The 17999-nt window shown below is 58.5% G+C and carries 16 protein-coding genes; 9 read left to right on the top strand and 7 right to left on the bottom strand.

Annotated elements, in window-relative coordinates:
• Window positions 1-48: 48 nt before the first annotated feature.
• Entirely contained in the window at window positions 49-1095 is a 1047-nt protein-coding gene (locus tag ACR0B3_RS04805; protein WP_480808446.1) for a rod shape-determining protein, read from the bottom strand.
• 155 nt (window positions 1096-1250) lie between these two features.
• Between ACR0B3_RS04805 and ACR0B3_RS04800 the strand changes: the two genes are divergently transcribed.
• The gene (locus ACR0B3_RS04800) at window positions 1251-2036 is read left to right on the top strand and encodes a 23S rRNA (adenine(2030)-N(6))-methyltransferase RlmJ (RefSeq protein ID WP_480808082.1); all 786 of its coding nucleotides are present in this window, start codon (window positions 1251-1253) and stop codon (window positions 2034-2036) included.
• A gap of 166 nt (window positions 2037-2202) precedes the next feature.
• Here ACR0B3_RS04800 and ACR0B3_RS04795 read toward each other — a convergent pair whose 3' ends face one another.
• Window positions 2203-3771, bottom strand: coding sequence for a 2-isopropylmalate synthase (locus ACR0B3_RS04795; protein WP_480808081.1), 1569 nt, complete (start codon window positions 3769-3771; stop codon window positions 2203-2205).
• A 274-nt stretch (window positions 3772-4045) separates the two neighbouring features.
• Between ACR0B3_RS04795 and ACR0B3_RS04790 the strand changes: the two genes are divergently transcribed.
• Window positions 4046-4711 carry an SDR family NAD(P)-dependent oxidoreductase gene (locus ACR0B3_RS04790; RefSeq protein WP_480808080.1) on the top strand — a complete coding sequence of 222 codons (666 nt, stop codon included), beginning with the start codon at window positions 4046-4048 and terminating at the stop codon, window positions 4709-4711.
• Window positions 4712-4718: 7 nt separating this feature from the next.
• Here ACR0B3_RS04790 and ACR0B3_RS04785 read toward each other — a convergent pair whose 3' ends face one another.
• Window positions 4719-6209, bottom strand: coding sequence for an MORN repeat-containing protein (locus ACR0B3_RS04785; RefSeq protein WP_480808079.1), 1491 nt, complete (start codon window positions 6207-6209; stop codon window positions 4719-4721).
• 147 nt (window positions 6210-6356) lie between these two features.
• On the opposite strand from ACR0B3_RS04785, the gene ACR0B3_RS04780 reads away from it, so the two are divergent.
• From ACR0B3_RS04780 to ACR0B3_RS04770, 3 genes are all read left to right on the top strand, one after another.
• Entirely contained in the window at window positions 6357-8015 is a 1659-nt protein-coding gene (locus ACR0B3_RS04780) for an NAD+ synthase (protein WP_480808078.1), read from the top strand.
• 335 nt (window positions 8016-8350) lie between these two features.
• The gene (locus ACR0B3_RS04775) at window positions 8351-8572 is read left to right on the top strand and encodes a hypothetical protein (protein WP_480808077.1); all 222 of its coding nucleotides are present in this window, start codon (window positions 8351-8353) and stop codon (window positions 8570-8572) included.
• A 148-nt stretch (window positions 8573-8720) separates the two neighbouring features.
• Entirely contained in the window at window positions 8721-10040 is a 1320-nt protein-coding gene (locus tag ACR0B3_RS04770; RefSeq protein ID WP_480808076.1) for an NAD(P)/FAD-dependent oxidoreductase, read from the top strand.
• A 3-nt stretch (window positions 10041-10043) separates the two neighbouring features.
• Here ACR0B3_RS04770 and ACR0B3_RS04765 read toward each other — a convergent pair whose 3' ends face one another.
• Window positions 10044-10976: an MBL fold metallo-hydrolase gene (locus ACR0B3_RS04765; RefSeq protein WP_170760423.1), complete on the bottom strand. Its 933-nt coding sequence runs from the start codon at window positions 10974-10976 to the stop codon at window positions 10044-10046.
• 116 nt (window positions 10977-11092) lie between these two features.
• Between ACR0B3_RS04765 and ACR0B3_RS04760 the strand changes: the two genes are divergently transcribed.
• Both ACR0B3_RS04760 and gltX read left to right on the top strand, forming a co-directional pair.
• Complete coding sequence (locus ACR0B3_RS04760; RefSeq protein WP_480808075.1) at window positions 11093-11527, top strand: DUF1801 domain-containing protein; 435 nt, start codon at window positions 11093-11095, stop codon at window positions 11525-11527.
• 60 nt (window positions 11528-11587) lie between these two features.
• Window positions 11588-12913 carry a glutamate--tRNA ligase gene (gltX, locus tag ACR0B3_RS04755; protein WP_480808074.1) on the top strand — a complete coding sequence of 442 codons (1326 nt, stop codon included), beginning with the start codon at window positions 11588-11590 and terminating at the stop codon, window positions 12911-12913.
• A gap of 15 nt (window positions 12914-12928) precedes the next feature.
• Here the strand turns inward: gltX and ACR0B3_RS04750 are convergent, their stop codons facing one another.
• Complete coding sequence (locus tag ACR0B3_RS04750) at window positions 12929-13540, bottom strand: gamma-glutamylcyclotransferase family protein (protein WP_480808073.1); 612 nt, start codon at window positions 13538-13540, stop codon at window positions 12929-12931.
• Window positions 13541-13634: 94 nt separating this feature from the next.
• On the opposite strand from ACR0B3_RS04750, the gene ACR0B3_RS04745 reads away from it, so the two are divergent.
• Window positions 13635-14081, top strand: coding sequence for an RrF2 family transcriptional regulator (locus tag ACR0B3_RS04745; RefSeq protein ID WP_480808072.1), 447 nt, complete (start codon window positions 13635-13637; stop codon window positions 14079-14081).
• 2 nt (window positions 14082-14083) lie between these two features.
• On the opposite strand, the gene ACR0B3_RS04740 is transcribed toward ACR0B3_RS04745, so the two are convergent.
• Complete coding sequence (locus ACR0B3_RS04740; RefSeq protein WP_480808071.1) at window positions 14084-16612, bottom strand: ABC transporter permease; 2529 nt, start codon at window positions 16610-16612, stop codon at window positions 14084-14086.
• Window positions 16609-17304 carry an ABC transporter ATP-binding protein gene (locus tag ACR0B3_RS04735; RefSeq protein ID WP_480808070.1) on the bottom strand — a complete coding sequence of 232 codons (696 nt, stop codon included), beginning with the start codon at window positions 17302-17304 and terminating at the stop codon, window positions 16609-16611. Before ACR0B3_RS04735 ends, ACR0B3_RS04740 begins: the two co-directional genes overlap by 4 nt.
• Before the next feature lie 69 nt (window positions 17305-17373).
• Here ACR0B3_RS04735 and ACR0B3_RS04730 point away from each other — a divergent pair, with 69 nt between their 5' ends.
• Window positions 17374-17994 carry an arylesterase gene (locus tag ACR0B3_RS04730; RefSeq protein ID WP_480808069.1) on the top strand — a complete coding sequence of 207 codons (621 nt, stop codon included), beginning with the start codon at window positions 17374-17376 and terminating at the stop codon, window positions 17992-17994.
• The last annotated feature ends 5 nt before the right edge of the window (window positions 17995-17999 follow it).

Here is a 17999-nt window from a genome sequence, read left to right as displayed (position 1 = left end):
TTCCCGTGCTGCTCGTGCCCGAGTTCTCACCCCAATAAGGTGCGCGCCTTAGCTATCGTAGTCAATCGCGTGGCGCAGTTGTTTTTCGTATTCAAGCGCCTTTCCGGTGCCCAAAGCCACACAATTCAGGCTTTCATCAGCGATTGACACGGCCAGCCCGGTCTGTTCGCGGAGAGCCAGATCCAAATCGCCCAACAGCGCACCGCCACCGGTCAGCATGACGCCGCGGTCGACGATATCAGCCGCCAGATCGGGCGGTGTGGTTTCCAGCGCGGTCATCACCGCCTCGCAGATCGCCTGAACGGGCTCGGACAGTGCTTCGGCCACCTGAGCCTGGCTGATCTCGATTTCCTTAGGCACGCCGTTCAACAGATCGCGGCCTCGGATATGCATCGACTGCCCACGCCCATCATCGGGCATCCGGGCTGTTCCAATGGTGGTCTTGATGCGTTCGGCGGTGGATTCACCAACCAGCAAGTTCTGCTGGCGACGCAGATACGAAATGATGGCCTCGTCCATCCGGTCACCGCCCACGCGGACCGAACGAGCATAAACGATGTCACCCAACGACAGAACCGCGACCTCGGTGGTGCCGCCGCCGATATCAACGACCATGTTGCCAGTCGGGTCGGTGATCGGCATGCCCGCACCGATCGCAGCTGCAATCGGTTCGGCAATCAGGCCCGCGCGTCGCGCACCTGCAGACAGAACCGACTGGCGGATCGCGCGTTTTTCAACTGGTGTTGCACCATGCGGGACACAGACGATGATCTTTGGTTTCGAGAAGGTCGAGCGTTTGTGCACCTTGCGGATAAAATGCTTGATCATCTCTTCGGCAGTGTCGAAATCGGCGATGACACCTTCGCGCATTGGACGGATCGCTTCGATTGAACCCGGGGTCCGGCCCAGCATCAGCTTGGCATCTTCCCCAACGGCCAAAACTTTCTTCACACCGTCCTTGACGTGATACGCCACAACCGAAGGTTCCGACAGGATCACGCCGCGCCCTTTGACATAAACCAGCGTGTTCGCCGTCCCGAGGTCAATTGCCATGTCTGCTGAGAACAGGCCGCCCAGATTGCCAAAGATGCCCATATTTTCACTGATCCCGTTTATCAGAATTTCCACTGCCCGCGACTCGACGGTTCCGGGACGGATGCCTTATAGGGTGCCAACTCGCCCGGTTAAAGGGCTGATTCCGCGACAGTCAGCACCTTTCCGCCTTATTGATGGGGACTTTAGAAGGCAAGATGCTCTCATATCAACACATTTACCACGCAGGAAATCTGGCTGATGTACAAAAGCACACATTATTGGCGTGGACGCTGCAGTATCTGACCCAGAAGGACAAACCAGTCAGCTATATCGAAACGCATTCGGGGCGCGGGTTATATCAGCTTGATGCGGCCGAAGCGGTTCGGACGGGCGAAGCAGCCGCCGGTATCGCGCGGGCACAACGAGAGGGGTGGTTTGACCCGGATCACCCGCTGGCACAGGTGTTGCAGGCCGTACAGGCTCGCCATGGGGCGCAGGCCTATCCCGGATCACCACTGATCGCGGCCAATTTGCTACGCGAGCAGGATAGCCTGCACTTTGCCGAGTTGCATCCGCAAGAGCATGCGGCGCTGTCATTGACGCTATCTCCGTTCGGAGCCAAGGTCTATCAGCAGGATGGCTTTGACTTGGCGCATTCCCGGCTGCCGCCAACGCCAAGGCGGGGGATGTTGCTGATTGATCCCAGCTATGAAGTAAAGGCCGAGTATGATCGCATGCCCGGGCTTATCGCCAAGCTGCATCGCAAGTGGAATGTTGGGGTGATCGCACTTTGGTATCCAATCCTGACGGATGCGCGTCATAAGGCGATGATCTCGTCGCTGAAATCCGCTGGATATCCAAAAACGATTTGCCATGAGATTACATTTCCTCCGGCACGTGAAGGCCACCGCATGGTCGGATCGGGAATGTTCATACTGAATGCGCCCTTTGGGATCGAAGAGGAAACACATCGGCTGTCCCAGATGTTCGCGGAACTCTGAACACTTTGAGCGCAGTGTAAATTCTCCCGCTCCGTTTGCCTGCATCAAAGATGCCGTCAAACGCGTTGGGCCCGGCAGCGCGCCAGAGGCGCGCTGCCGGGCCCAAAACCCAAGAAGGGTCGGCGAAGCCGGGCCGCCGCGGGTGCGGGAGCGTTTCGCCCTTTGATCAGGTCAGGTCTTTATAGCTGATCTCGCGTGCGTCGGCCCCGGGGCCTGCTTTTTCGCGCCGCATGATCAGACGATTCAGCGCGTGAATATAGGCTTTGGCCGAGGCAACAACCGTGTCAGTGTTGGCAGATTGGCCAGTCGCGATCATTCCATCCTCTTCCAAGCGCACCGAAACCGTCGCCTGAGCGTCCGTGCCTTCAGTGACGGCATGCACCTGATACAGCTGCAGATGCGCCTTGTTCGGATAGATTGCGCGGATCGCTTTGAAGGTCGCGTCAACCGGACCATCGCCGTGTTCGGTCGCGATGACGTCTTTGCCATCGAACTCCAATTCGACGGTCGATTCAGCCTGCCCGCTGGTGCCGCAGGTCACTTTCATCGACACCAGTTGCAGGCGATCATCGTCGTCGTCCAGCGACATCAGGGCGATCAGGTCATCGTCAAAGACCTCTTTCTTGCGGTCGGCAAGATCCTTGAACCGGACGAAAATGTCCTTAAGCTGGTTGTCCCCAACCTCATAACCCAGCGTTTCCAATTTATCCCGCAATGCGGCGCGGCCTGAGTGCTTGCCCAATGGCAAAGACGTGCCCGACAGCCCGATATCTTCGGGCCGCATGATCTCGAAGTTTTCGCGGTTCTTCAGCATTCCATCCTGATGGATGCCGCTTTCATGGGCAAAGGCGTTCTTGCCGACAATGGCCTTGTTGAACTGGACCGGGAAGCCTGCAACGGTCGCCACCCGCCGCGAGATGTGCATGATCTTGGTCGTATCGATGCCTGTATGCCATGGCATGATGTCATTGCGCGTGCGCAGGGCCATCACGACCTCTTCCAGCGCGGTGTTTCCTGCGCGCTCACCCAGGCCGTTGATCGTGCATTCGATCTGCCGTGCGCCCCCTGCGACCGCAGCCAGCGAGTTCGCAGTCGCCATGCCAAGATCGTTGTGGCAATGGGTGGCAAAAACCACCTCATCCGCGCCAGGCACCGTCTCAATCAGGCGTTTGATCAGATCCGCGCTTTCGACCGGGGCGGTGTAGCCAACCGTATCGGGGATGTTGATCGTGGTAGCACCCGCCTTGATCGCAATCTCGATCACGCGGCACAGGTAATCCCATTCGGTCCGGGTCGCATCCATCGGCGACCACTGCACGTTTTCGCACAGGTTGCGCGCATGGCTGACCGTTTCGTGGATTTTGTCGGCCATCTCGTCCATCGTCAGGTTCGGGATGGCGCGGTGCAGCGGAGAAGTTCCGATAAAGGTGTGAATCCGGTTCTTCTCGGCGTGTTTCACCGCCTCCCAACACCGATCGATATCAGCGAAATTCGCCCGCGCAAGGCCGCAGATGCGGCTGTTTTTCGACCGCTCGGCGATCTCGGACACCGCTTTGAAGTCGCCTTCTGATGCGATCGGGAAACCTGCCTCGATGATATCGACCCCCATCTCATCGAGAAGCTCTGCAATTTCCAGCTTTTCGTTATGGGTCATGGTCGCGCCGGGGCTCTGCTCGCCGTCGCGCAAGGTGGTATCGAAGATCAAGACGCGGTCTTGGTCGGTTACATAGGTCATGGGGTACTCTTTCTTCTTCTGTCCTAAGCCTCTTGGCGCGCTGGCGTCCTCCTCTGAGCGGGCGCGCCGGATGGCACGCTCAGAGGCGGATTAGGATCAGTAGACCACGCAGCGACGCACCGCATTGGGCGGCGTCAGCAAAAGCGATATCTGCGCGGTTGATCATGCATCCAGCTTATACAGCGCAGGTCGTGAATGAAAAGCGGGAAAATGAATAGGGGTGGAATTTGAGTAATCAGTTGAAGGTGCCGGGATTTCGTCTAGCTCTGAAACCATGGAAACCGCATTGATTATTGGCGCCTCTGGCGGAATTGGACGCGCGCTGAGCGCGCAATTGCAGGTGCAGGGTGTTGAGGTTACGCGTCTGTCCCGATCTGTGGATGGGTTTGATCTGAGTGTCCCTGATAAGGCAGAACAGATATTGGAGGCTCTCCCCGGGCCGTTCGATGCAGTTATTGTCGCAACCGGAGCGCTCGAGATTGACGGGGCGGCACCTGAAAAGTCGATGCGTGCGGTGTCTGCCCGCGCGATGATGGATCAGTTTGCCCTGAATGCGGTTGGTCCGGCGTTGGTTCTTAAACAGGCATACAGACTATTACCGCGCGACCGGCGATCGGCAATCGTCGTCTTATCGGCGCGCGTTGGGTCAATTGCAGATAACCGGTTGGGAGGCTGGGTAAGTTATCGCGCAGCAAAGGCCGCAGTGAACCAGATCGTCCATACGGCGGCAAATGAACTGGCGCGCACCCACAAACAAGCGATCTGTGTCGCGTTGCATCCCGGCACGGTCAAGACGGCATTCACGCAGAAATATCTGGGACGCCATCCAGCGGTCGAGCCTGAGGCGGCGGCGCAGAATTTGCTTGCAGTGATCGCGGGGCTTTCACCTGCCGATACGGGTGGGTTCTACGATTGGGCTGGGCAACGCGTGCCCTGGTAGGTCGCGCCTAGCCGTCGCTTGTATCCGTGGTATCCGCGTTGGATTCGGGTTCTGACGGCGCAGGCTCTGGTTCTGGCGCAGGCGTTTCAGTTGCAGTCTCGGCTTCACGCGCGAGTGTATCGTTCTCCCAGACGCCCGTTTCGACCTCACCACCGGCGAACCGCATAGTGCCTTCTCCGTGGCGTTTGTTATCCAGGAAATTGCCCTCATAAACGTCGCCGGTTTCATAGGTTGCCGTCCCTGCGCCGTTGATTTTCCCTTCGGACCATTCACCCGAATAGCTGAAGCCACCAGGGCGGGTCAGCGTACCTACACCGTGGCGTTGACCATCCAGAAAGTCGCCATCGTAGATGGTTCCATCAGGAAATGTGGCTTTGCCTTTGCCTTGTCGGACGCCATCTACCCAATCCCCATCATAGCGATAGCCGTTGGCGAAGGTCAGTACGCCCTTGCCATGGCTGCGCGCATTTTTGAAGTGGCCCGTGTAGACCGTGCCATTGGGATATGTTGCGGTTCCTGTGCCTTCAAACACGCCAGCGACCCAGTCACCATCATAGATAGTGCCGTTTGGATAAGTCGTGCGGCCTTTGCCGTGCTGCAGATCGTCCAAAAAATCGCCCACATAAACGGACCCATCCGCATAGGTCACTTCGCCTAGGCCGGCGATCTGACCATCAGACCATTCGCCAGAATAGCGAAAACCGTCAGGACCGGTAAAGGTCCCTTGCCCGTCGCGTAGGTCATCCGCGAAATTGCCCACGTACACCGCACCGCTGGCATAGGTAACCTTGCCTTCACCCTGACGCCGCCCGCTGACCAAAGCACCCTCATAGACATCCCCATTGGGAAGGGCCAAGCGCCCGTTACCTGTCATTTGATCGTCGACCCATTCGCCGGAATAGGACATCCCGCCAGCGAGGTTCAGACTGCCGGTGCCATTGCGCTTGCCAGCCTTGACGTCGCCCTCATAGGTGCTGCCATCGGCATAGATGATCTTGGCCGTGCCTTCCTTGCGGCCATCGACCCAGTCGCCATCATAGACGTATCCGTCAGGACCGGTTAGGATACCTTGACCGTGGCGCTGAGCCTCTTTGAACGTGCCCTCATACCGCATGCCATTGATGTATTCTGCAATGCCCGCGCCATTGATCGCGCCATTGGACCATTCGCCTTCATAGGTTTGCCCATCGGCATATGTAATCTTGCCGCGACCCTCTGGTTGGCCCTTGACGAACTCGCCTTCGTAGATTGAGCCATTGGTGTAGCGGGCAACGCCTTGCCCCTGGATTTCACCTTCGATCCATTGCCCGGAATACTCGAACCCGCTCGGTAGCCGATAAGTCCCGGTGCCGTGCCTCAGGCCGTTCTCGAAAGTGCCTTCGTAGACACCTCCGACGTCGTCATCGGCTATTCTGACCTGATCGTTTTGTTGCGCTGACGCAAATTGTGCCAGCATGGCAAATGTAGCAGCGGTAATGGATGTGCGGATCGCTTTCATATTTGTACCTGCCTGCGGCTCTTATGACGTGTTGGCGCAAAACTAGGATACCGTCGGGGGCAGAGCAACGGGTTTTGCCGCATTTGCCTTTCACTTGCGCTGTGATCTGTTAAATCCCTGAAGGACTGACGAGGGCAAGAGGGCAAAATGGCCGACCGTTTCCGCATCACTCTGGCGCAATTGAACCCAACTGTTGGGGATATCGAAGGCAATGCCGCAAAGGCTGCAGCAGCTTGGCGGAAGGGGCGCGAAGCACAGGCCGATCTGGTAGCACTGCCTGAAATGTTCATCACCGGCTACAACACTCAGGATTTGGTGATGAAGCCAGTGTTCCACCGAGCGGCCATGCGGGCCGTACAGGCGCTGGCGGAAGACTGCACCAATGGCCCTGCTCTGGCGATCGGTGGCCCATGGGTCGAGGACGAAAAGCTCTATAACGCATACCTCATCCTTCGGGGTGGGAAGATTGTCAGCAAGGTTCTCAAACATCATTTACCGAACGAGACCGTCTTTGACGAAGTCCGTTTGTATGACGCGGGCCCAATGGGTGGGCCTTATGCAGTGGGCAATGTCCGCATCGGGAGCCCGATTTGCGAGGATGGCTGGCACGAAGATGTCGCCGAAACGCTCGAGGAAACCGGAGCCGAGTTTCTGCTGATCCCCAACGGGTCGCCCTATTTCCGCAACAAATACGATATCCGGCTGAACCATATGGTGGCCCGCACGGTCGAGACAGGCCTGCCGGTGATCTATCTGAACATGGTCGGCGGTCAGGATGATCAGGTTTTTGACGGTGCCACCTTTGGCCTGAACCCCGGCGGAGAACTTGCGTTTCGCATGCCCGTCTTTGATGAGGCGGTACAAAACATTGACCTGTTGCGCACAAAAGACGGCTGGCAAATCGATCTTGCCGAGGTGGTTCCGCAGCCGGATGAGTGGGAGCAGGACTATCGCGCGATGGTCCAGTCCCTGCGTGACTACATGGATAAAACCGGCTTCAAAAAGGCGGTGCTTGGCCTATCAGGGGGCGTCGACTCGGCACTGGTTGCAACGATTGCGGTTGATGCCATCGGTTCGGACAATGTGCGCTGCGTGATGCTGCCTTCGGAATATACCAGCCAAAGCTCTTTGGATGATGCCGAAGCCGTCGCCAAGGCGCTGGGTGTTCACTATGATTTCGTGCCGATTTCCGAAGGCCGGACCGCGGTGACCAACACGCTTGCGCCGCTGTTTGCCGGGCGCGATGAGGATTTGACCGAAGAAAACGTTCAGTCGCGCCTGCGTGGCTTATTGCTGATGGCGATTTCGAACAAGTTTGGCGAGATGCTGCTGACCACCGGCAATAAATCCGAGGTCGCGGTGGGGTATGCCACCATCTATGGCGATATGAACGGTGGCTATAACCCGATCAAAGACCTGTACAAGACCCGTGTGTTTGAAACCTGCCGTTGGCGCAACGCCAATCACCGCGATTGGATGATGGGCCCGCAAGGAGAGGTCATTCGTCCTTCGGTCATCGACAAGCCGCCGAGTGCCGAACTGCGTGAGGATCAGAAAGATAGCGACAGCCTGCCGGATTACCCGGTGCTGGACGCCATTCTGGACATACTGGTGGATCAGGAGGGCTCGATAGCCGATTGCGTTGCGGCTGGTTTCGATGAGGCTGAGGCGCGGCGCGTTGAGTATTTAATTTACATCAGTGAATACAAGCGCTTCCAATCTGCACCGGGCACTCGACTGACGCCGAGGGCCTTCTGGCTGGATCGCCGATACCCCATCGTGAATCGCTGGCGAGATCGGAAGTAAGCACTGTTCTCAGTGCCCGCGGCGATATTGTTGCGATTTACGAACCAATGGCACGATCAGAATTCCATTGTAACTGCTACGCCGTTGTTTGTGCGATGAAAACTCAGGTTTGACTTGTGCGCGGGTCCCTTTTTTGCCACATTTGTGACAGGGGTTCGCCTCATATGGGGCGGGTGTGACGCAATCCGGTAGGTTGGCCTGCCATTTTCAGACCCAACGATCTGGATTGTTAAGCTGGAAAGGGCATCCGTGTTTGGGATGTCAGTAAAGGTATTGGTGGTAAAATGACGAATGGGTACGATAAACCTCTTCATTCTCCGTCGCTGTTGAAGCCGATGGAATCTCGTCCTCTTGAACTTGATGAAGCAGCCGTTGATGCAGCGATTGCGGATATCATGTGCCAAGAGGTGCCTGCGTCGCAGACGGCATCCGGCACATCGCTTTTGCGACCGGAATTCCCGGTTCTGCAGTCGCAGGAATCGATCGCGACAAAAACTGAACAAGGGCTAAGCTCGGTGCTGCGTCAAAAGTGGGCGCAATTGTCCGGCGCTGCCTGATCTGAAGGTTATGTGCGGCGGGAATCGCCGCGCGTTGGCCGATTGGCCACAGGTTCCTGCAATTGGCGGGAACAACGGCGTTTGCACATTGCCAGTGCAATCGTCTTCAGGCTGGATGACGCTCTGACGAATTAGCACCGAGCGGTTGATGCCTGGCCCTACTCCGACACCCGTCGAATCTGATCTTTTACTCCCTAAACACGTAGATGTTGTCGTAATTGGCGGTGGAATCATTGGAACCTCGACAGCCATTGAACTGGCTGAGCGTGGTGTTTCCGTTCTGTTGTGCGAGAAAGGCCGAATAGCGGGCGAACAAAGTTCACGCAATTGGGGCTGGGTTCGGCTGGGCACACGTGATCCGCGCGAAATTTCCCTGATGCAAGAGGCGATCCGGGTTTGGAAAGGGCTGGATGCACGGCTTGGTCGGGCGACGGGGTACACCCAATCGGGGATCGTATTCGGAGCATCGGGTTCAAGGGATGAGGCAAATCTGGCGCGATGGTTGCAGCATGTTGAAGGGCTGCAAACTGGTGCACGCATGGTGTCCGGGCCTGAACTGGAAAAGCTATTACCAAACAGCGCTATGAAGCTGCGCGCGGGCCTCTACATGCCGCAGGATGGTCGCGCCGAGCCGCAGTGGGCGGCACCCGCCATCGCCGAGGCCGCCCGTGAACGCGGCACCGCAATCATGACGCAATGTGCAGTCCGGAGTGTTGATCTTGAGGCCGGTCGGATCGCTGGCGTTTTCACTGAGCGTGGGCGCGTAAGTTGCAGCCAAGTCGTGCTTGCAGGCGGGGCATGGTCGCGTCTGTTTGCAGGCAATGCCGGGATCGATCTGCCCCAGCTCAAGGTGCTGAACACCGTCATGCGCACCTCACCGGTAGAGGCAGGGCCTGACGTGTCGCTGTGGAGCGATGCGTTTGCCATCCGGAAACGCGCGGACGGGGGATATACCATCGCCTCGGGGCATGAGAACACTGTGGATATCGTCCCTGAAAGCTTTCGCCTTGCGAAACAGTTTCTGCCCGCCTTTCGGCAAGAGTGGCGCTCGCTGAGGTTTCGATTGTCCGGTCGCTGGGTGACCGAGGCCAAACAGGAAAAGGCCTGGGTACCAACCGATGTGACCCCGTTCGAGCATTGCCGTGTTCTGGATCCCGAACCTTCGCAAAGAGTGTTGCGGCGGGCATGGGCCAGCGCCCGAAAGGCGCTGCCTGCGTTGGATGGGGCAGAAATCGTCCAAAGCTGGGCCGGAATGATCGATGCAATCCCGGTCATCTCGCAGGTTGATGAAATCCCTGGCCTGCATATTGCGACCGGATTTTCCGGCCATGGGTTTGGCATTGGCCCCGGTGCTGGACGCCTGACGGCTGATCTGGTTACCGGAACCACACCTTGTGTTGATCCGACCGCCTTTCGCCTGTCCCGTTTCACGGATGGCTCAAAAGTGCGGCCGGACCCTGGATATTAGGGCTTAGCCCATCATCTGATAGCTGACCGGAACAAACCGGAACCCGTCGCCTCGGGTTTCAACATATCCGGCTGCCGGGAAGGGCATGTGATAGCCGATCATCGGCACTTTGTCCGCAGCCAGCATTCCCAGCACATTTCGGCGAGATGCCGTTGCGGCGGCTGCATCCATGTCAAAGCTGAACGGCCATTCAGGGTGTGCAAAAGACCAGACATAGTGGTTTGCCAAATCCGCCGTCAGCACCAGTCGTTGGCCGTTGCTTTCAAGATGGTAGACCGTGTGGCCGGGTGTATGCCCATAGGCAGCGACGGCCGTGATCCCCGAAGCAACCTCTCCGCCATCTTCCAGGAAAGTCATCTTCTCGGCCTGAGGTGTGACCTTCGCCGCCACCATATCTCCGACGCGGTTCCCTGCTTCCAGCGCCGACCAGAAATCATATTCCGGAGCGGCGGTCACAAATCGAGCGTTGGCGAATGTCGGCGCGTCATTTGTCGTCATGCCGCCGATATGGTCGGGATGCATGTGGGTAATCACCACCACATCAACCTGATCGGGTGTGACGCCTGCATCAGCCAGCGCGGCCTGGATCCCACCTTGCCCCAGACCTGTGTCGAACAACACCAGTTCCGAACCGGTATGAACCAGCGTGGGGGTAAAGAAGAACTGTGCGACGTTAGTGGGGATGAAGTTTTCGGCCGAGACAGCCGCAAATTCATCATCGGCCACGTCCGCAGCAAAAAGCGCCTTTGGATCGTCGCGGGGGACGCTGCCGTCCAGCAAAGTTGTAACGGTGAAATCACCCAGCTTGAAGGATTTGGCTATAGTCGAATTTGCCTTGGCCGCCTCACCTGCCGCCAGAACCGGGGCTGCTGCTGATGCAAAAGGCAATGCCGCTGCTGCACCCAGAGCAGCTCTGCGTGTCAATTTGATGGTCATGTCGATGTCTCCCTGTCAGAACGCCAGTATTGGAATTAGCTCGGCGTGGGTCGCTTGCCAGTTATAGACGCATTACATGGGCTGCGTGGATGAACATTACGTGTTAATTTTTGTTCATGCCGCAAACTCAGAACAAAACGGTTCCCACTGGGCAAAACGTCGCCGATTTTCTGACGGCAGTACAGCCTGCGCGCAAAGCGGAAGAGGCGCAGGTGCTGGACAGGCTGTTTCGAGAAATCACCGGATATGAACCAGTAATGTGGGGGCCGTCGATTATCGGCTATGGCCGATATCACTATCGCTATGCGTCAGGGCGCGAGGGGGATTTTCTGGCAACCGGGTTTTCTCCGCGTAAGGCTGCGCATTCCATCTACATCATGCCGGGATATGCTGATTTCAGCGACATCTTATCGAGGCTGGGCAAGCACAAGCTGGGTAAATCCTGCCTTTATGTGAACAAGCTGCCGGATATCGATCTCGACGTGCTGCGTGAACTGATCAAAGCCGGGCTTGAACGTCTGGATGCAATGTGGCCGGTCGAGCCTACCTGAAAGCCCCTGCTGGACAAAAACGCGCCCATGTGAGATGAGCCGCGCCAACAGGAGAACTACATGACCACGACCCGTTTTGCCCCGTCGCCCACCGGTTACATCCATGTGGGCAACCTGCGCACCGCCCTGATGAACTATCTGATTGCTCGCAAGGCTGGCGGTACATTCATTCTGCGTATCGATGACACCGATCCTGAGCGGTCGAAGGAAGAATATGTCGATGCGATCAAACAGGATCTGGAATGGCTGGGCCTGCATTGGGATCGGGTTGAGCGTCAGTCTGAACGGCTGGATCGCTATGCCGAGGCTGCAGACAAGTTGCGCGAGATGGGCCGGTTTTATGAGGCGTTCGAAACGCCAACCGAGCTGGACCTTAAGCGTAAGAAACAGCTGAATATGGGCAAGCCGCCGGTCTATGACCGTGCGGCGTTGAATCTGTCGGATGCCGAGAAAGAAGCCCTGCGTGCCGAACGCGGCAACGGCGTCTGGCGGTTCAAGCTGAACCACGAGCGGATCGAATGGAATGACGGCATTCTGGGCGATATCTCGATTGATGCGGCCTCGGTTTCTGATCCGGTGCTGATCCGGGGCGATGGTCAGGTTCTGTATACGATTGCCTCTGTGGTCGATGACACCGAAATGGGCGTAACCGATGTCGTGCGCGGCTCGGATCATGTCACCAATACCGCAACGCAGATTCAGATCATCGAAGCCCTGGGCGGCACCTGTCCGCGTTTCGCGCACCATTCACTGCTGACCGGCCCACAGGGCGAGGCGCTGTCGAAACGTCTGGGTACTCTGGCCCTGCGCGACCTGCGCGAACAGGGCGTGCAGCCGATGGCTCTGCTGAGCCTGATGGCGCGGCTGGGGTCGTCTGACCCGGTCGAACTGCGCTCGGACATGTCCGAGCTGATCGACGGGTTTGACATTAATCGATTTGGCGCGGCGCCGACCAAGTTTGACGTGCAGGACCTGTTCCCGCTGACCGCGAAGCACTTGCAATCGCTGCCGCTGGCCGATGTGGCTGATGCCGTGGCCGACGCAGGCGTTCCGGCAGAACTGGCCGAACCGTTCTGGGCAATGGCGCGCGAGAACATCACCACCTTGAGCGATCTCAAAGGCTGGTGGGACCTGTGCCGCGAAGGGGCAGAGCCATTGATCGCGGATGAAGACCGTGAATTCATTGCCGAGGCGATTGCCCTGCTGCCCGAAGGTCCGTTCGATGCGGAGACATGGAGCACATGGACCAAAGCCGTAAAAGAGGCTACGGGCCGCAAAGGCAAAGGCCTGTTCATGCCACTGCGCAAAGCGCTGACCGGGATGGAGCGAGGCCCAGAGATGGCCTCCTTGCTGCCGCTTCTGCAGGTGATCCGCGCGCGCAGCTAATCCGCGGGATCGACGCTAAAACTCAAAGGAGGCAGGCAATTCGCCTGCCTTTCTTTGTTCTTCGGGCTGCAAGACCCGGGCTGAAACGCGTTGCAACCGATCATTCACGAATTCAGTTTCAACGGGCTTTAACTGCTGATGTCGTGGATAACGCGGCTCGGCCCGATCATTCAAAATCGGTGCGTCCCAGCCATCAGTTGTGGCAAAGAAACGATCCGCACCTTCTGGTCCGAATGCCCGCAGATAGCCTTGTACCACTACATCGATATAGCTCAGCAGCAGCGGATGGTGATTGTTGGGCGCAGTGTGGCGGTCATGGGGAACCGCATAGACTGCGATTTCTGCTTCTTGCGTCAGGGTGTGGGTTACGGAATGCGTGGCCAACACTCGGTCATAGGCCCATTCCCGTTCATCCAGCGCAGCCCAGTCGTTCTTTGGGACATGGGCGATCATCCCCTCGATTTCGCAATCGGCATCCGGAACAGCCGTCAGAAACGCGACCGGACGCAGATCGGTGTGTCGCCACGCGCGCCGCCACCCCTTCAGCCGCGCAGGGCGCGGGTCGGGAAAGTCGTGTGTCGACAGGTTCACGAGGCTGCCATAGCCGAAGAAATAAGGGTCTGCCATGTGCGTCGCGTCCTTCTTTGACGATTGATGTATGTCAAACAGTCTTTTTACGGGACATGCAATAAGGCTTCATCTTGAGATTCGGGAGGCCCTCATGCGGATTACCAAACGGACGAACATTGCGGTGCGTGTATTGATGTATTGCGCCGCGCATCAGGATCGGTTGGTCACAAAGGCCGAGATTGCCGATGTATGCAACATCTCGGAAAACCATCTGGCACAGGTGATCAACCAGCTCAGCCAGTTGGGCTATCTCAGCACTCAACGGGGCCGCAATGGCGGTATGACACTAGCGCGCCCGGCGGATCAGATCCGTGTCGGATCGGTGTTCCGCCATGTGGAAGGCGGTTTGCCGATTGCCGAGTGTTTTGCGGATGCCGACAACACCTGCCCACTGACGGATGCCTGCCGCTTGCGGTTGGCGCTGCAGGATGCGGCTGAGGTGTTCTATGCCTCGCTCGATGAAATCACGCTCGACGCGCTGGTGTGTGACAATGATCAATTGCTGAAGATATTACAGCCGGTCGCCTGTATGCGCTGACCTCAGTCGCTGGCGCGCAGAATGCGCGCCGGGCGTACAGACAGCGGCCTGAGGGCAAAGACCATCCCCGCGCCCAGCGTGACGCCGACCCCGGCGAAGACGATCCCCAGCGCGGACGACCAGATAACCGCGAAATCCGTGTCGAATATATACGTGGCCACGGCCCAGCCGCCCAAGATACCGGTTAATAGGGCAACGCAACCAGCGGCTGCCCCCAACAGGATCGCGCGCAGCGCAAAGCTGCGCAGTATGCGCCCCCGGTTTGCACCCAGAGTTTTGAGGATCGCGGCCTCATATCTGCGCGCAGGTTCTCCTGCGGCAGCAGCGCCGATCAGCACCAGAAAACCGGTCAACAGGGATACGCCCGCGCCGTATGAGGTGGCTGCCGCCAGCCCCGCAAGAAGGCCCGAAACCCGGTCGATGGCGTCCCGGACCCGCACTGCGGTGATGTTGGGAAATTGCCCGGCCAGATCGCGCAGGATGGCAGCCTCGGCCTCTTCTTCCGCATAAACGGTCGCGATAAAGCTGTGCGGTGCACCCGCCAATGCTGAGGGGTTAATAGACATGATAAACCCAATCCCCGCGGTCGAGAAATCAACCTCGCGTAGTGATGTGATCTCAGCGGTGATGTCGCGCCCCAGAATATTCACGGTCAGCTCATCGCCCAGTTTCAGCCCCATCTCGGCGGCCTCTTCTGCGGCAAAGCTGACCTGAGGCGGGCCGCTGTAGTCCTCGGGCCACCACTCACCGTCGGTGACACGGGCGTTCTGTGGCGGTTGGGCGGAATAGGTCACGCCCCGATCGCCGTCCAGCACCCAGTGATCTCCCGCCACCTCGCGCGCGGGCTGACCGTTGATCCTGGTGATGATCCCGCGCAGCATCGGTGCGCTTTCAACGCGGCTGACGGCGGGGTCACTGTTCAGACGTTCGCTGAACCCGGGCATCTGATCCTTTTGGATGTCGACGAAGAAATATGAGGGTGCAACTTCTGGCAGGTTCCCCGAGATCGCGTTGCGCAAGGTACCGTCGATCTGCCCCACGGCTGCAAGGACTGAAAGGCCCAGGCCCAATGACAGAACTACCGACGCGGCCCCTTCGCGTGGGTCAGAGATGGCGGACAATGCCCACCTCACGGCTGGGCGGCCACGCACCCATGGTGTCCCGGTGCGCGCCAGTTTTCGAATGGCGAACGCGGCAAGCGCCAACAGGGCCAGCGCCCCGGCAAGTCCCGCGCTGGTCCACAAGGTCAAACGGGTTGAACCGCTGAACCAAGCGGCGGATCCGATCAACACAGCAAGGCCAAGGGCTGTTGCGCCGACGTAGATCAGGCGTGGAAAGCTGCGGGCTGAAGACAGCGCATCGCGGAACAAGGTGGCGGCGCGCACTTCTTCTGTTCTGGCCAACGGCCAGAGTGTAAACAGGAACGCCGTCAGCACGCCATAAAGCGCAGCCTCCGCCAATGGTTGTGGATAGATTGAAAACACTGCCGGAATCGGGAGTTGAGATTCGATAACCGGAGCCAGAAGCATGGGCAGCGCTCCGCCGAGGAACAAGCCCAGGACAATACCAACGCCGGACAGAACAGCGATCTGGATCATATAGGTTTGAAAAATCGTCGCCCGGTCCGCGCCCAAGGTGCGCAGGGTCGCGATGGTCTCGGTCTTCTGGGAAAGATAAGCGCGCACGGCAGCCGATACACCAATCCCGCCGACCGCCAACCCGGACAGGCCCACCAGCACCAGAAATGCGCTCAGGCGGCCGACGAATTCGGATATGCCCGGCGCGCCATTGCGAGCATCAGTCCAGCGCATGCCGGTGCCTTCAAAGGCCTGTCTTGCCTCTGACGACAGCGCATCCAATTGGGCTGCTGCTGGCAAATCCATTCTGTATTTCGTTGAGAACAAAGTGCCCGGCGCCAGCAGGCCCGAGGATTGCAAGTCCTCGGTTCGAACCAAGGTGCGTGGTCCCAGCGAAAAGCCATCTGCTGCACCGTCCGGCTCATGCTCAAGCGCAGCCATCAGAACAAAGGTTTGCGTGCCAAGGTCGAACTGGTCGCCCACCGAAAGGTTCAAACGGTCAATCAAAGACGGGGCCATCACCGCACCGGGTAGCCCACCGGTGCCGGCAAAGGCGTCAGCCAAAGATAGCTCGGGTTCCAAAACGGCCGATCCCAACAGCGGATAGGCTTCGTCCACCGATTTGACTTGGGTTAACCCTCGCTGCACTTCAGCGCCATCACGCGTCACGGCCATGGACCTGAAATCAACGACCTCCGAGACCGCTTGCGCGGTTTCAGCCATCCACGCGCGCTCCTGATCGTTGGCAAAGCGATAGGTGAATTCCAGCTGGGCATCCCCGCCCAGAAGCGACGCACCCTCTTGCTGCAAACCGGTCTGGATGGCCTGACGCACCATGCCGACCGCTGCAATTGCCGCGACGCCCAAAGCCAAGCAGGCCAGAAACACACGAAACCCGCGCAATCCTCCGCGCAGTTCGCGCCGCGCCAGACGACCGGCCAGACGCAGGCTCATTCGGCGGCCTCGCGCTGGGATTCTTCGGCGATACGTCCATCCCGCAAGCGTACGACGCGGTCGCATTTTTGTGCCAAAGTATGGCTGTGCGTTACCAGAACCAGGGTCGCCCCGTGCCGATCACGCAGACCGAACAACAGGTCAATGATTGCCGATCCGTTGGTTTCATCCAGATTGCCCGTTGGCTCATCCGCCAGCAAAATCTGTGGACGCGGGGCCGAGGCGCGGGCCAGTGCCACGCGTTGCTGTTCACCACCAGACATTTGCGCGGGGTAGTGATCGCGTCGGTGCGACAGGCCCACGGCATCCAATTCAGCCTCAGCGCGCTGAAAAGCATCCTTGTGCCCTGCCAGTTCAAGCGGAGTTGCCACGTTTTCAAGCGCCGTCATCGTCGGGATAAGGTGGAAGTTCTGAAACACAACTCCCATCGCATCGCGCCGAAACCGCGCCAGCGCATCTTCGCCCATGTCGTTCAAATCTTGACCTAATGCGCTAACGCGACCAGCGGTGGCCTGCTCCAGCCCGCCCATCAGCATCAGCAGGGAAGACTTGCCTGAACCGGAGGGGCCGACCAGCCCCAGAGTCTCGCCCTTGTTCACTGTCAGTGAGATGTCGTGCAGGATATCCACTCTTCCGGCATTGCCATCCAGCGATAATGCGGCATCTTGGAGGGTGAGAACAGGTGTCGTCATCGATCAGGCCATCAAGAGGGGTACAGTCCATTGGGATATGGCGCGAAACAGAAACTGCGCAAGGGTTTGATGTCGTGTGTGTTCATCTGTTGCGGATTTGCAGCGACGGCCGAGCCGGTGGTGATCGCAGCGCTCGGGGATTCCCTGACGCAAGGCTACGGGCTGCCGGAACGGGACGGTTTTGTGCCGCAGTTGCAGCGCTGGTTGCAGGCGGAAGGGGCGGATGTTCAATTGATCAACGCCGGTGTTTCCGGAGACACCACTGCAGGCGGCGCAGCCCGCGTTGACTGGACCCTTACACCTGATGTCGATGGCATGATCGTGGCCCTTGGAGGCAATGATTGGTTGCGTGGGATCGATCCCGACGTGTCACGCGGCAATCTTGAGACGATCCTGAACGCTGCGGCAGCATCGGATGTTCAAGTGCTGCTGATCGGGATGCAGGCGCCCGGAAACTACGGCGCTGACTACAAGCAGAGTTTTGATGCCATGTATCCCGAGCTGGCTCAGCAATTTGGCGCGCTTTATGCGGAAAGCTTCTTTGATGGGCTCACAACCGAGGGCGACCCAGAAGCTGCGCGTCAGTTCATGCAGCCAGATGGCATCCATCCGAACGCTGAAGGTGTATCGAGGATTGTCGAGTCTCTGGGCCCCTCTGTCTTGGCGCTTACGGAACGCGCAGTTGAATAGGAGAG

This window comes from Ruegeria sp. CE9 (assembly GCF_056537425.1).
This window is presented reverse-complemented; position numbering and strand designations above follow the sequence as displayed.

Excerpts from the sequence above, each read along its gene's own strand:
- ACR0B3_RS04765 (WP_170760423.1), bottom strand. The coding sequence starts at position 10,976 with ATGACCATCAAATTGACACGCAGAGCTGCTCTGGGTGCAGCAGCGGCA.
- gltX (WP_480808074.1), top strand. The coding sequence starts at position 11,588 with ATGACCACGACCCGTTTTGCCCCGTCGCCCACCGGTTACATCCATGTG.
- ACR0B3_RS04795 (WP_480808081.1), bottom strand. The coding sequence starts at position 3,771 with ATGACCTATGTAACCGACCAAGACCGCGTCTTGATCTTCGATACCACC.
- ACR0B3_RS04730 (WP_480808069.1), top strand. The coding sequence starts at position 17,374 with ATGTCGTGTGTGTTCATCTGTTGCGGATTTGCAGCGACGGCCGAGCCG.
- ACR0B3_RS04790 (WP_480808080.1), top strand. The coding sequence starts at position 4,046 with ATGGAAACCGCATTGATTATTGGCGCCTCTGGCGGAATTGGACGCGCG.
- ACR0B3_RS04780 (WP_480808078.1), top strand. The coding sequence starts at position 6,357 with ATGGCCGACCGTTTCCGCATCACTCTGGCGCAATTGAACCCAACTGTT.
- ACR0B3_RS04750 (WP_480808073.1), bottom strand. The coding sequence starts at position 13,540 with ATGGCAGACCCTTATTTCTTCGGCTATGGCAGCCTCGTGAACCTGTCG.
- ACR0B3_RS04775 (WP_480808077.1), top strand. The coding sequence starts at position 8,351 with ATGGAATCTCGTCCTCTTGAACTTGATGAAGCAGCCGTTGATGCAGCG.
- ACR0B3_RS04770 (WP_480808076.1), top strand. The coding sequence starts at position 8,721 with ATGCCTGGCCCTACTCCGACACCCGTCGAATCTGATCTTTTACTCCCT.
- ACR0B3_RS04805 (WP_480808446.1), bottom strand. The coding sequence starts at position 1,095 with ATGGGCATCTTTGGCAATCTGGGCGGCCTGTTCTCAGCAGACATGGCA.
- ACR0B3_RS04740 (WP_480808071.1), bottom strand. The coding sequence starts at position 16,612 with ATGAGCCTGCGTCTGGCCGGTCGTCTGGCGCGGCGCGAACTGCGCGGA.
- ACR0B3_RS04760 (WP_480808075.1), top strand. The coding sequence starts at position 11,093 with ATGCCGCAAACTCAGAACAAAACGGTTCCCACTGGGCAAAACGTCGCC.
- ACR0B3_RS04785 (WP_480808079.1), bottom strand. The coding sequence starts at position 6,209 with ATGAAAGCGATCCGCACATCCATTACCGCTGCTACATTTGCCATGCTG.
- ACR0B3_RS04800 (WP_480808082.1), top strand. The coding sequence starts at position 1,251 with ATGCTCTCATATCAACACATTTACCACGCAGGAAATCTGGCTGATGTA.
- ACR0B3_RS04745 (WP_480808072.1), top strand. The coding sequence starts at position 13,635 with ATGCGGATTACCAAACGGACGAACATTGCGGTGCGTGTATTGATGTAT.
- ACR0B3_RS04735 (WP_480808070.1), bottom strand. The coding sequence starts at position 17,304 with ATGACGACACCTGTTCTCACCCTCCAAGATGCCGCATTATCGCTGGAT.